Source organism: Erythrobacter sp. SG61-1L (genome assembly GCF_001305965.1).
In the GTDB taxonomy this organism is placed as follows: domain Bacteria; phylum Pseudomonadota; class Alphaproteobacteria; order Sphingomonadales; family Sphingomonadaceae; genus Andeanibacterium.
The window spans coordinates 1,438,336-1,450,953 of record NZ_JXQC01000003.1; the positions used below are offsets into that span (position 1 = coordinate 1,438,336).

The window sequence follows — 12,618 nt, forward strand, 5'->3', positions numbered from 1 at the left end:
GCGCGCCTTCTTCGCGGGTTCGTGGCTTCGCGTGAACCCGGCCGCTCTCCCCTCTGCGCCTCTGCGTCTCTGCGCGCGCAAAATTCCGGCCTTGCCGCCCGCGCATAGGCTGGCCTGAGAGCAAAATACCTGACGAGCGCGTGGGGCCAGTGCCCCTCACTACACTTCGCGTGGCCCCCTCCCCGGAGCCGGGGGATTTCCGCCTACTTCCCGCCCTTGCCCTTTTCGAGCTGCGCGCGGATCGCGCCGCCCGGATATTCGGCATTGTGGACATTGACGTAATAGGCCGCCGGATTGGCGATCAGATCGGTGGCCAGTGCGGCGTCGATGGGGGTGCAGGTCTGGTTCTGCATATAGGTCGGGGTGGCGAGCGTCAGCACGGCGTCGCCCGATGTGCCCGGCGCGCCCTTGTGGATATGGGCGGCCGTCGGCGTGGCTATGCCCGCGACCGACAGGGTGTAGCACAGGCGCCCGTAATCCAGATCGACGAAGCCGGCGAACTTGCCCGCCCCGTCGGGATCGCCCAGCGGCACGGCACTGCGCCCGTCAAACAGGCCCACCACTTCCGCACCGGGATAGGGCTTCACCGGCTTGGCCCCGGTCTGCGCCATGCAGCCCGGCAAGGCGAGCAGCGCGGCAGTCAGGAAAAGCGCGGAAGTGCGGGCGGGCTGGATCATCGTAACCTCTTCGGGGAAATGGCACGGCACGGCCGATTAAGGTAAGGGATAGCCGATTGCGGAGACCGGCGTGACACCCTGCGTCAGCCCCTCCACATCTTTCACCATTTGCCGCCAGCTTCCTCGATCGCCTTGAGCAGCGCCCGCTTGCCAGGTGTGCGGTTCTTGCCGGAATTGCGGGGCACCTTCACCTCGCCCAGTTGCGCACGACGGCGCTCGATACGCTGCCCGAGCGTATCGAGGGAGACGGGTTCACGCTTCGTCCTGAAGGTCTTGAACGCCATATTCGCCACCGGTTTCCTCTGAAATCCTGCGCTCCATATAATGCATGTCCAGCCCTTCACAAATCGCGAAGAGGGCGCGGGCCTGCCCAAGCATATCGGGCGCGCTGCCAGAAGCATATTGCCCCATCCTGTCGGCAATAATGTCCTCCGGAGCGATAACTGCGATCTCACTCCCATCGTCCAGCGCGACGATTTGAACCATGGTGCGGTCAGCCATTCCATCGAGCAGAGTGTCCGACACGCATTCGAAGCCGAGCTTCAGTTGTGGATGTACCCAGCCACGCGTCGCGATGCCTGCGCCGGAAGGGCGGACGAAGCCCTGCTCCACCATCAGGCGTTCGAGCACATCCTGTCGCCCGCAGCACAGGTCGAAATCCCCGGTTGCGACGGCGCCTCGCGTGTAGATTTCTACCGCCGCCCCGCCGACCAGAATTGGAGGGCGAAACCCGGAATCGTCCATCGCCCTGCTGATGCGGCCAAGCAGTCGCAAAGCCGCCTCGAATTCAGGGCGGTAGAGGCTCATTTCCCCAGCATCGGTGCCAGATATTGGCCCGTATAGGAACGCGGTTCCTTCACGACCTGTTCGGGCGTGCCCTGCGCGACGATCTCGCCGCCGCGGATGCCGCCTTCGGGGCCGAGGTCCAGAATCCAGTCCGCCGTCTTGATGACGTCCAGATTATGTTCGATCACCACCACGGAATTGCCCTGTTCCACCAGCCGGTGCAGCACTTCCAGCAGCTTGCGCACATCCTCGAAATGGAGGCCGGTGGTCGGCTCGTCCAGAATGTAGAGCGTCTGCCCGGTGGAGCGGCGGCTGAGTTCCTTGGCCAGCTTCACCCGCTGCGCCTCCCCGCCCGAAAGCGTGGTGGCCTGCTGGCCGACCTTCACATAGCCCAGCCCCACTTCGTTGAGCATATGCATCTTGTCGCGGATCGGTGGCACGGCCTTGAAGAATTCTTCCGCATCCTCAATCGTCATGTCGAGCACATCGGCGATGGAAAGGCCCTTGAACTTCACTTCCAGCGTTTCGCGGTTGTAACGCTTGCCGTGGCATTCCTCGCAAGTGACGTAGACGTCCGGCAGGAAGTGCATCTCGATCTTGATCAGGCCGTCGCCCTGGCATGCCTCGCAGCGGCCGCCCTTGACGTTGAAGCTGAAGCGCCCTGCCTTGTATCCGCGCGCCTGCGCTTCCGGCAGGCCCGCGAACCAGTCGCGGATCTGGGTGAAGGCGCCGGTATAGGTGGCCGGGTTGCTTCGCGGCGTGCGGCCGATGGGCGACTGGTCGATCTCGATCACCTTGTCGCAATGTTCGAAGCCGGTGATCTTGTCATGCGCGCCCGCGATCACTCGCGCACCGTTGAGCGTGCGGGCGGCCCCGGCATAGAGCGTGTCGATCGTGAAGCTGGACTTGCCGCTGCCCGATACGCCGGTGATGCAGGTGAAAGTGCCGAGCGGCAGGCTGGCGCTGACATTCTTGAGATTGTTCGCCCGCGCGCCATGCACGGTCAGCTTGTGGCCATTGCCCTTGCGGCGCTGTTTCGGCACTTCGATCTGGCGCGTGCCGTTGAGATAGGCGGCGGTCAGGCTGCGCTTGCTCTTGAGGATATCCTTCAGCGTGCCTTCGGCCACCACTTCGCCGCCATGCACGCCCGCGCCGGGGCCAAGATCGACGACATGGTCCGCCGCGCGGATCGCATCCTCGTCATGCTCCACCACGATCACCGTATTGCCGAGATCGCGCAGGCGCTTGAGCGTTTCCAGCAGCATGTCGTTATCGCGCTGGTGCAAGCCGATGCTTGGCTCGTCCAGCACGTAAAGCACGCCGGAAAGGCCGCTGCCGATCTGGCTGGCGAGGCGGATGCGCTGGCTTTCCCCGCCGGACAAAGTGCCGCTCGTCCGGTCGAGATTGAGGTAATCCAGCCCGACATTGTTGAGGAAGCCCAGCCGCTCGTTGATTTCCTTGAGGATGGCCTTGGCGATCTGGTTCTGCTGCGCGGTCAGTTCGTGCTGAAGATTGCCGAACCATTCCACCGCATCGCTGACCGAGAGGCGCACCGGTGTGGCGATATCCGCGCCGGCGACCTTCACGGCCAGAGCCTTCTCGTTGAGGCGCTTGCCGCCGCAGGTCTCGCAAGGCTGCGCGGTCTGGAACTTGGACAATTCCTCGCGCATCCAGGCGCTGTCGGTCTGGCCCATGCGGCGGTTGAGATTGCCGATCACGCCTTCAAAGGCCTTGCGCACGGTATATTCCTTGCGCCCGTCCTTGAAGGTCAGTTCCACCGGCATGCCGCCCGTACCGTGCAGGATGATCAGCTTCTGGTCCGGCTCAAGGTCTTTCCACGGCGTTTCCAGACTGAAATCATATGCCTTGGCCAGGCTGGCCAGCACCTGCATGTAATAGGGCGACGGCGGATTGCTCTTGGCCCAGGGCACCACGGCGCCCTTCTTGAGGCTCAGTTCCTCATTGGGGACGACCAGCTGCGGATCGAACAACAGCTTCTCGCCCAGCCCGTCACAGGCCGGGCAGGCGCCCTGCGGCGCGTTGAAGCTGAACAGGCGCGGCTCGATCTCCTCGATAGTGAAGCCGCTGACCGGGCAGGCGAATTTCTCGCTGAACACGATGCGATTGGCAGGCAGGCCCGCACCCTTGAGCTGGCCGCCCGTGACATTCGGCCCGCCCTGCTCCGCCTCGCGCCCCGGCACCACGCCATCGGCCAGATCGACATAGGCCAGCCCTTCGGCCAGTTTCAGCGCGGTTTCGAAACTGTCGGCAAGGCGCGTTTCGATCCCTTCGCGCACGGCGAGGCGATCGACCACCACTTCGATGTCATGCTTGTACTTCTTGTCGAGCGCCGGAGCCTCGGCAATCTCGTAAATCTCTCCGTCGATCCGCACGCGAGTGAAGCCGGCCTTCTGCCATTCGGCCAGTTCCTTGCGATATTCGCCCTTGCGCCCGCGCACCACCGGGGCGAGCAGATAGAGCCGCGTGCCTTCGGGCAGCGCCATCACCCGGTCCACCATCTGGCTGACGGTCTGCGCACTGATCGGCAGGCCGGTGGCGGGGCTGTAGGGCACGCCCACCCGCGCCCAGAGCAGGCGCATGTAATCGTAGATTTCCGTCACCGTCGCCACGGTGGAGCGCGGGTTGCGACTGGTTGTCTTCTGTTCGATCGAGATCGCCGGGCTGAGGCCGTCGATGTGTTCCACATCCGGCTTCTGCATCATCTCGAGGAACTGGCGCGCATAGGCGGAGAGGCTCTCCACATAGCGGCGCTGCCCCTCGGCATAGATCGTATCGAAGGCGAGCGAGCTTTTCCCCGAGCCGGAAAGCCCGGTGATGACAATCAGCTTGTCCCGCGGAAGGTCAATATCCACGCCCTTGAGATTATGTTCACGGGCGCCACGGACGGAAATGGTGGTGAGAGACATGAGCGCGATCTGGGGGCTGGAGGGCGAAGAGTCCAGTGACCTTCAAGGCAGGCCACCGGACGCCCTTTTGTTCCGCAAATGTTCGCGCCCGTCAAGAGGGCTGCGAACCTCACCTTCGCGCCGCCTGCCCGGCCCCTATTGCCCGGCCGTTCGCCCGATCAGCGTCCCGGCCAGAGTCGGCCCGCCATTCGTGGACTGGAATACCGAGCCGACTTCCTGCGCCGACGGGCCGTAGAACTTGCCGAGCCATTCTGCGCGATCCATTCCGGAAACGGTAAGGCTGCCCTCGAAGAAATTATAATCGCTTCTGAGCTGGGCATTACCCGTCCAGTTCCGGCTCGTCTCAAAAACACCGGACTGCGCATATTGCTTTGCCGCACCCGACGTGGTGATCGCGCCGCTGGCGAAATTGACGCCCAGAGTGCCACTGCCGTGAAGATCGTGCAGGGCACCATCTGCGGCGATCACGGCGAGCATGTCGACATTGTAGCTGCCAGACCCCGATCTGGGCACAGAGCTTTCGGGTGTTTCGACGCCGTAGACGAATGCCCTCAGATAGCCCCTGACAAGGTCGGAATATTCCTGGACCTGCTGCAGGAAGCCTGCCCCGACATAGCGATATGTGAACTGGCCCGACGTTCCCGGCGCAGTAAGGACGAGGCTCTGGCCCGTATTGCCGGCAATCTTCTGGAAGGTCGTGAATTGTCCATTGCTTGCGCCATTGACCTTATCGGCTGGACCGAAAGCGATCCCGTTGACCGTGTAGGTCTGCGCGGCGGAATCATAGGTGATGCTCAGCCCCTCGGTCCAGGAACCGTTGCTGCCTGCACCGTTAAGCTTCGAGATTTCGGCGGTTCCCACCACGCCCAGGGCCATGAATTGCTCGCTGGCCAGGGGAGACAGCAAATCGTCGTTGACCGATGGCGTCGGCGTGGGGGCCGGAGTTACGATGACCACCCCGCCCCCGGACGGCGGCGCCGTCTGCGAAGATGACGCAACCGCAAGCGCAGGGACGAATGATGGCAGCGTGGAATTGGGCTGGCTCGGTGTCGGTGTAGGCGTTCCGCCGCCGGGCGTCGGCGTCGGCGAACCGCCGCCACCCGGAGTTGGCGTTGGCGTGGAGTTCACCCCGCCACCGCCACAGGCCGCCAGCATAAGCCCCAGCGCAGCGAGGGAAGCCCCCGCGAAGCAACGCAAAACCGTCATCGAATACCCCCGCCCAGGCGGCCCGCAGTGCCGCCTGAATTGCTGACGGGCCAGCAAGCCCGCCCGTCAGACCTATGGAAATCATGTGACTCCACAAATACCAGGGCATCGGGACTGAATCCGAAACGGAGCGACTACATCGTTCGATTTACCCCCTTCCCGCGCCGGAACGGGGGGAGGAATATGCTCAATCCTTCTTCCCTACAGCGATGCCGTAGAAAGAATTGCCCAATGCGCCGCCAACCGCGCTGGTGTAATAATACAGCGTCCAGGCAAAGCCGTATTCATCGGCATTCGGGCCGTAGAAGTCGCCTGATAGCTGGCCGGTGTAATCGTGATGTCCGGTTGCCGTTCCATACAGGCCATTCGTCCCGATCCCGCCGTCGTACAGATAGGTGCCGAGCGATTGGGGCGTCGCCTGATCGGTGAACAGGGTGATTTCGCTGGCAAATGTTCCATTGCCGAAATCGGCGGTAAGGCCCGATGTCCCGTGTACCCCGCCAATATAGCCCGTCGACGCCATTTCGGCCTGGCCGATGGCGATCCCGCTATAACGGGCAGTGCCGGATCGCGGCATCAATGCCTCCGGCGTCACATTGCCGAAGGTGAGCATGTATTGCTTCTCCTGCGTTCCCAAGCCGAAATCATACCGGGTCTCGAACGCGGCGAAGCTCGTATAGGTCAGGTTGATTTCGGAATTTCCGGGGGCAGAATTGTGTACCCAGCCGGAAAGCTGCCTGTCGCCTTCATTGGTGCTGTATTCGATGCGCGCGGCAGCCTGCGTCCCGGCGACGATGTCGCTCTGCTTGATTGTGAATAACAGGGGCGAGTGGTTGTAGCTGTCGTGGAATACGAAGCGGTTCGCTGCCGGATCGAAGTCCAGTTCGACCCCGCCATCGACATCGGCCGGATATTGAGCCGTATTCGTGGCGAATGTCACCGGGCTGGAATAGGCCGCGAGCGGGGTAGATGCGTCGATCAGGGCCTGATCCTTCGCCCCGACGAAATAGCCGGCCAGAAGCGCGTTCGGGCCGTTTGAAGCCAGGAAGGTTCCGCCGACTTCCGCCGCGCCCGGCCCGAAGAACTGCCCGTCGAAATTGCCGCTGTAGCTGTTGTCGGGCGAAGTCGCGGTCAATGTTCCGGTGAAACCGTTGGACGAGGAGGAGATCGAACCGCTGCCCTCGATCAATGCCGGAGAATGCAGGTTTGTGGCTTCCAGATAGAGTGCCAGTTCGCCTTCGAGCGTGAGTTTGCCGCTGGCGAAATCGGCGAACAGCGTGCCGTCGCCCGAAGATGCGATAAGCGCCGCAGGTTCGCTGGAGAAGTCCGCCGCCTGATATTTCCGGTCAACGATGGTTCCGGCCATCGACAGATCATACGCGGCCTTGCCGGATACCGGCACGGAATTGGCCGCGGTGGGGAAACCATAGACGAAATTGCGGAAATCCAGCTTTTCCTTCGAACCGTCGAGCAGGATGCGCGACGCCCAGCTCATTCCGGTGACATATTTCAGCGTTTCGAAACTGGTGCGATAATCGGTCTGATAGACCTCGATCCGGTCGACCGGATAGAAGCGCTGCTGGTACGGCTCCACTGTGTGGACCGCCACGCGATCTCCCGAAGTCATGACATATTTGCCGCTCGCCGGCTGAAAATTGATGAGCACCGGCGCGGAACTGTGGGCGATGGAGGAATAGGTTCCGGCGGCTGAATCATACGTGGTCGACAGGGACTGTGTGTTGGACGTGAAAAACTGGCTGTAGGCCGGGTTCACGAAATCACTGTTGGTGCCGCCTGCGCCATCCTTGCGGCCGATCAGCACGCCGACGGCGGAGTTCAGCTTCGTATCCTGCGTCGAGAAGACGGCCCCCACTTCCTGCGCGTTGGGGCCGTAGAACCGCCCTTCCAGCGTGCCGGTGAAATGCGAATAGTCGAAGAACGAGAAAGTGCCGGAAAAGCCGTTATCCGTGGTGCTGAGCGTTGCCTTGCCGTCGAATTCGACATCGTCGTAATCCGCGCGGGTCAACGTGCCGCTGGTGATGACGACCCCCTTGGCGAAATCGACATCGAGAGAGCCGGATCCGGTGATGGCATCGATGGCCGTGCCGTATTCATGGGTTTCGTAACCCATCAGATCGACAGCGTAGGACGCCGTTCCGGTTCGCGGCAGTGCATTGTCCGCCGTCTCGAACCCATAGGTCGCCACATCGATCAGGGCCGTCGCCTGCGAGGGATCGCTGCGCTGCCAGAAGGCCCCGCCCACGAAACGGTAAGTGAACTGCCCCGAAGTGCCCGGCTTTGTCAGGGTTAGCGTATCGGTTACCCCGCCGGAGGAGATTTCGTACACCGCAAGCTTGCTGGTGCTCTTCGCCTGACTGAGATCGCCGGGGCCGAACGACCGGGAGCGCGCACCGACCGTCAGCGTATAGGCCTGCGTCGCCGCGTCATAGGTGATCGTCATCTGCTTTACGGCAGCAGTAGCAGCAATCCCGGCCGAGCCGACGGAAACGGCGGACATTTCCGCCGCATCGTTAGTGAAGCTCCGGCTCTCCAGCGGCCCGGTCAGATCGTTGCCGGTCGTCGGCGTCGGGGTCGGCGTTCCTCCGCCCGGCGTCGGCGTTGGCGTTCCGCCTGTGGGCGTGGGAGTCGGTGTGGAATTAACTCCGCCGCCGCCCCCACATGCCGCCAGCATAAGCCCCAGCGCGGCGAGCGAACCGCCCGCTGCCAAACGCGAAAACCCCATCGATCCCCCCAGTACCTTTCGGCCGGCGGATCGCAAAATCCGCGCCGGCTATTTGGCAACAGGTCTATCTACTGCATTGGGATTGTGAAGCCGGGCGCCAGGCAAATGCCTCCCAATCGGATACAATCATATGACTCCTACGGGAAATTCAGGCAAAATCCCGCGCTGAGTGAGGTTATACTGACATTATTGTAAGGGAAAACGCATCGCCGCTTCGCAGGAGAACCTTCATGGATAGTTCCAGCCGCCCCGCACCTTCTGTCGAATTCTCGGCATCGCTTTTCGTGCTGCCCCGCCATAACTGGCGCTGGTTTCTGGTCCGCGGCCTGCTGGCGATTGCGCTGGGCGTGATGGCGCTGGCGGTTCCGGGGCTGACGGTTTTCGCCTTTGCCATGCTGTTCGGCGCGTTCAGCTTTGCCGACGGCGTGCTGACGCTGGGCGCCGGAATCAAAGGTGCACGCAGCCATACGGATCGTTGGGGAATGCTGGTCTTTTCCGGGCTGCTGGGGATCGCGGTGGGCGGCGTGTTCTTCGTATGGCCGATGCTGGCCGCGGCGACCTATGCCCTGTTCCTGGTCATCATGCTGGCCATGTGGGCACTGTTTACCGGCCTGTTCGAGATTTTCGCCGCGATCCGCCTGCGCCGCGAAGTCGAGGGCGAATGGCTGCTGGGCCTGTCCGGCCTGCTGTCAGTGGTGCTCGGTCTGGCGATCCTGGGGGTGCTGGCCGTCGCGCCGGGGGCCTCGCTCATCTCGCTGGGCTGGCTGATCGGCCTCTATGCGCTGGCAAGCGGCGTGGCGCTGATCACGCTGGCCCTCCGGCTGCGCAAGGGCGCGGCGTAAGGCCCGGCGGAACAGGGGCGGCGGCACAGAGGACAGCGGCACAAGGACGGCTGCCCGGGCCTCAGCCCTGGCGGCCGCCCCTCCCCACCTCAGGGCGGGGGTGCGGCAGTGGTGCCGAAGACATTGCCGTAGGCGAGGAAATCGGTGCTGTTATACGTGCCCTGCACGTTGAACACATAGCCCGCCTCCAACGCGCCCGGCCCGAAGAACGAGCCGGTGAAGCCGCCGCTGCCTGATCCGGAAAGTGAGCCGTTGAAGGCCGCACTGCCCGACTGGATCGTGCCCGTGCCGCTGACCGATCCGAACGAGGCATTGCCGCCGCTGCCCAGCATATCGTCGCCGGCAAGGTTGATCAGCGTGGAAACCGTGCCGCTGCCGAAATTGGCGCTGAATGTGGCCGATCCCTTCCCGTCACCCATCGCATAAAGCGAAGGGCTGGTGCCGTTGGGCACGAAGACCGCGCCATAGACGTCCGACGAATAGGTGGCGCTGCCGGAAGTCGGCATGCTGCCGCCCGCCGTCGGCTGGCCGAAGACGAAAGCCGCCAGCGGCTCGATCTTCTGTTGGAACAGGCTGACATTGATCTTCAGATAGGTGCCGAAGCGCGTGTAGCTGAGCGGCACGCCATTGATCTGCGGCACGTGCAGTTCCAGCACTTCCTCCGGCAAGGTGGTGCTGGTCAGCGGAATGGAGACCTGCCCCTTCTGGAAGATCGCCAGCCCGTTCGCACTATTGGCTGTATCCAGATCGGAAGGCAGGAAGGATGCCACCGTTTTGTCCGACTTGATCAATTCGATATTGCCGGTGGTGACCGAATAGCGGACCTGAACGGTGGACCCGTAATTGTTGCGCCCGCCGCTGACTGAACCGGACAGATTGACGCCGCCATAGAAGGATGCGGTGTTAATCTTCGTGTCTGCGGGAAGCCCGCTCATCACCGAGGAGATCGGAGTCGGAATCGGCGTTGGGGTCGGGGTCGGCCCCGGTGTCGGAGTTGGGGTCGGCCCAGGAGTCGGCGTAGGCGTAGGTCCGGGTGTCGGAGTTGGGGTCGGCCCAGGAGTCGGCGTAGGCGTTCCACTCGGTGTCGGGGTCGGGGTTTCCGACGGCGTAGGCGTCTGCGGTGGGGCCGGAGTGGGCGTGGGAGACGGCGTGCTGTTCATGCCACCACCGCCGCAACCGGCCATTACCATGGCGATCGAAACCAGCGACGCACCGGCCGCGTAACGCATCAACTTCATCTGCCCCCCCTTGGCTGCCCGCGATCCGGGCATCTGTTTCCCTGCCGGCCGCCCCTGTGCAGATGCGGCCGGCCGGAAGACTAGTCCTGCTTCTTGCCCGCAGCGAAGCCCTGAGCGTCAAAATCCGAACCCAGGAAGTACCAGCCATAGGCCACTTCGCCCGCGCCCGGGCCGAAGAAGCTGCCCGAGAATTCACCCTTCGCACTATTCGCGCCGGTAAGCGCTCCGTTGAAATACGGAGATGCGGCAGTGAACGTCGTGCTGCCGGTGGCCGTGCCGAAATCGCTGGTCGCCCCGCCGGTCGCCTCACCCTTCAGCGCAAGCGTGGTGTCGATCTTGCTGGTGGCGAAATCGGCCGTGAAGGTACCGGTGGACAGGCCGCCGAGCATATAGGTCTTGCTATCCCCGTCGCGCGTGGCCGCACCGTCCACCATCATGGTGTAAGAGGCCGTGCCGGTGCGAGGCATGTCGCCGGACTGGGTCGGGATGCCACCCACGCTCTGCCAATGTTCCACCTTGCCGGACGAACTGGTGCTGCGCGAGAAGTCGAACAGCATGGTGTAGGACAAGGGCACGCTGTTCACCTGCGGGATCGTCAGGTTCAGCGTATCGGTCACACCGCTGGTGGTCTTGGTGAAGGTGGACGTAGTGCCCGGTGTTGCCGAACCGATCGGAAATTCGACAGCATCCAGTGCGGTTCCGGTAGCGCCGCCGGTATAGGAAACCGGCGTCACCTTATAACTGTCGGTCGTCTCGTTATAGCCGACGACCAGTGCGGTGCCGAAGGCGAAGGCCTTGTGCCCGGTAGCGTCGGCACTGCCGGTCTTCGACCAGGTCACGCCGGCCGAACGGAAGATCTTGTTGCTGGCCGAAGCGAAAGCATCTGCCACCGAAAGATAGGGAACGACCGGTCCCGGAGCTGGCGTGGGCGTTTCAGTGGGGGTGGGAGTCGGGGTGGAATCCACGCCGCCACCGCCACAGGCTGCCACAGTCAGCCCCAGCACGAGGAGCGAAGCCCCCGCCATCATCCGCATCGCACTCATCACAGAAACTCCCGCTTTCACCCGGCCTCTAGCACTAGACGTACCGGCAGCACACAAACCTTAATCCGCGCTTCCTGCACCAGAATGCCCGGTCTGGGCAAAGGAAGTCTCGCCTCTAGCCACAGTTTGTGGACGAAACGGGGGCCAGCCGCACTCCCTTTGGCCGATGAAAGCGGGCGGTCCGTCGAATTTGCCTAAGCGGGGCACTGCCGGCGCGGGTCAGTTCTTCTTGCCGGATGCGTAGCCCTGGGTATCGAATTCGGTACCGTCGAACGACCACGCATAGCCGACTTCTGCCGCCTGCGGCCCGAAAAAGGCCCCGGAGAATACGCCCGTACCGGCTGGCGCCCCAGCCCCGGTTCCGTTCAGGTTGCCCGAGAAGCCGGGACCGTTCGCGGCGATCGTGCCCGTCCCGCCAATCGTGCCGAAAGACGCTGTCTCATTGGTGCCAAGCTTTGTTCCGCTGAGGGTGAGACTGGTGCTGACCGTGCCACTGCCGAAATTGGCCGTGAAGCTGGCTGCGGAATTGGCACCCAAAAGATAGGTCGTGGAGTCGGTCTTGGACAGGAGGCCGGAGAATTCGATGCTGTAGTTGGCGCTACCGCTCTTTGGCAGATCGCCCGCCTTTGTGAGAACACCGTAAACCCCCAGGTTGGAGACACCGCCAGCCGAATAAAAGGTCGCCATGCGCGTGTAGGTCAAAGGGACCCCCGCGAGATTAGGTGTCAGAAGATACAACGTTTCGCCACCAAGCGTATCGAACCTCATCATATTCGCCGAGCCGGAACCAGCTGCTGCGTCAAATGACACGGCAGGCGCTCCACCCTTGGTAACGCGATAGGTGTTCGAGGCGGCGACATATTCGAGCGTGAGTTGCGATCCCAGCGGAGCGATCGCATAGGGACTGGAGCCGTTGGCTGCGATCCCGCCCGTCTGAAACGACTTGTCGCCCGGCGCGGCCATCACTTCAGAAAACGTGGAATAGGTCGGCGGCGGCGATGGAGCCGGGGTGGGCGGCGGAGTCGGCGTTGGCGTCGGCGTGGAGTTCACTCCGCCTCCGCCACAAGCCGCAAGCGTAAAACCGAGCACAGCCAGCGAAACGCTGGCCGCATACCGCATCCCTCTCATGAAACCCCCTAAATCCCCAGCATGACGG

At 63.0% G+C, this 12,618-nt stretch carries 10 protein-coding genes; 1 reads left to right on the top strand and 9 read right to left on the bottom strand.

The genetic code is table 11. From position 1 onward, the window contains the following. Positions 1-203: 203 nt before the first annotated feature. From SZ64_RS07270 to SZ64_RS07300, 6 genes are all read right to left on the bottom strand, one after another. Entirely contained in the window at positions 204-677 is a 474-nt protein-coding gene (locus SZ64_RS07270) for a CHRD domain-containing protein (RefSeq protein ID WP_054530205.1), read from the bottom strand. A gap of 101 nt (positions 678-778) precedes the next feature. Beyond that, on the bottom strand, positions 779-961 hold the full coding sequence (locus tag SZ64_RS07275; protein WP_054530206.1) for a hypothetical protein: 183 nt from the start codon (positions 959-961) through the stop codon (positions 779-781). Next, positions 930-1,484, bottom strand: coding sequence for a hypothetical protein (locus SZ64_RS07280; protein ID WP_054530207.1), 555 nt, complete (start codon positions 1,482-1,484; stop codon positions 930-932). Before SZ64_RS07280 ends, SZ64_RS07275 begins: the two co-directional genes overlap by 32 nt. Then, on the bottom strand, positions 1,481-4,390 hold the full coding sequence (uvrA, locus tag SZ64_RS07285) for an excinuclease ABC subunit UvrA (RefSeq protein WP_054530208.1): 2,910 nt from the start codon (positions 4,388-4,390) through the stop codon (positions 1,481-1,483). Before uvrA ends, SZ64_RS07280 begins: the two co-directional genes overlap by 4 nt. Before the next feature lie 135 nt (positions 4,391-4,525). Continuing rightward, on the bottom strand, positions 4,526-5,596 hold the full coding sequence (locus SZ64_RS07290) for a hypothetical protein (protein WP_156313565.1): 1,071 nt from the start codon (positions 5,594-5,596) through the stop codon (positions 4,526-4,528). Between the two features lie 187 nt (positions 5,597-5,783). Beyond that, positions 5,784-8,339 carry a transferrin-binding protein-like solute binding protein gene (locus tag SZ64_RS07300; RefSeq protein WP_054530211.1) on the bottom strand — a complete coding sequence of 852 codons (2,556 nt, stop codon included), beginning with the start codon at positions 8,337-8,339 and terminating at the stop codon, positions 5,784-5,786. A gap of 230 nt (positions 8,340-8,569) precedes the next feature. Here SZ64_RS07300 and SZ64_RS07305 point away from each other — a divergent pair, with 230 nt between their 5' ends. Further along, the gene (locus SZ64_RS07305) at positions 8,570-9,181 is read left to right on the top strand and encodes a DUF308 domain-containing protein (protein ID WP_082384469.1); all 612 of its coding nucleotides are present in this window, start codon (positions 8,570-8,572) and stop codon (positions 9,179-9,181) included. A gap of 89 nt (positions 9,182-9,270) precedes the next feature. On the opposite strand, the gene SZ64_RS18790 is transcribed toward SZ64_RS07305, so the two are convergent. The 3 genes from SZ64_RS18790 to SZ64_RS07325 all read right to left on the bottom strand — a co-directional run bounded on the left by SZ64_RS18790 (position 9,271) and on the right by SZ64_RS07325 (position 12,425). Continuing rightward, complete coding sequence (locus SZ64_RS18790) at positions 9,271-10,116, bottom strand: hypothetical protein (protein ID WP_054530212.1); 846 nt, start codon at positions 10,114-10,116, stop codon at positions 9,271-9,273. Positions 10,117-10,499: 383 nt separating this feature from the next. Then, positions 10,500-11,462, bottom strand: coding sequence for a hypothetical protein (locus SZ64_RS07320; RefSeq protein WP_054530214.1), 963 nt, complete (start codon positions 11,460-11,462; stop codon positions 10,500-10,502). A 219-nt stretch (positions 11,463-11,681) separates the two neighbouring features. Then, the gene (locus SZ64_RS07325; RefSeq protein ID WP_156313566.1) at positions 11,682-12,425 is read right to left on the bottom strand and encodes a transferrin-binding protein-like solute binding protein; all 744 of its coding nucleotides are present in this window, start codon (positions 12,423-12,425) and stop codon (positions 11,682-11,684) included. Positions 12,426-12,618: the final 193 nt, after the last annotated feature.

Bases quoted from the DNA above. Each gene is read 5' to 3' on its own strand.
- uvrA (WP_054530208.1), bottom strand. From the start codon at position 4,390: ATGTCTCTCACCACCATTTCCGTCCGTGGCGCCCGTGAACATAATCTC.
- SZ64_RS07270 (WP_054530205.1), bottom strand. From the start codon at position 677: ATGATCCAGCCCGCCCGCACTTCCGCGCTTTTCCTGACTGCCGCGCTG.
- SZ64_RS07290 (WP_156313565.1), bottom strand. From the start codon at position 5,596: ATGACGGTTTTGCGTTGCTTCGCGGGGGCTTCCCTCGCTGCGCTGGGG.
- SZ64_RS07320 (WP_054530214.1), bottom strand. From the start codon at position 11,462: ATGAGTGCGATGCGGATGATGGCGGGGGCTTCGCTCCTCGTGCTGGGG.
- SZ64_RS07325 (WP_156313566.1), bottom strand. From the start codon at position 12,425: ATGGCCGCGCCGGGCGACAAGTCGTTTCAGACGGGCGGGATCGCAGCC.
- SZ64_RS18790 (WP_054530212.1), bottom strand. From the start codon at position 10,116: ATGAGCGGGCTTCCCGCAGACACGAAGATTAACACCGCATCCTTCTAT.
- SZ64_RS07275 (WP_054530206.1), bottom strand. From the start codon at position 961: ATGGCGTTCAAGACCTTCAGGACGAAGCGTGAACCCGTCTCCCTCGAT.
- SZ64_RS07305 (WP_082384469.1), top strand. From the start codon at position 8,570: ATGGATAGTTCCAGCCGCCCCGCACCTTCTGTCGAATTCTCGGCATCG.
- SZ64_RS07300 (WP_054530211.1), bottom strand. From the start codon at position 8,339: ATGGGGTTTTCGCGTTTGGCAGCGGGCGGTTCGCTCGCCGCGCTGGGG.
- SZ64_RS07280 (WP_054530207.1), bottom strand. From the start codon at position 1,484: ATGAGCCTCTACCGCCCTGAATTCGAGGCGGCTTTGCGACTGCTTGGC.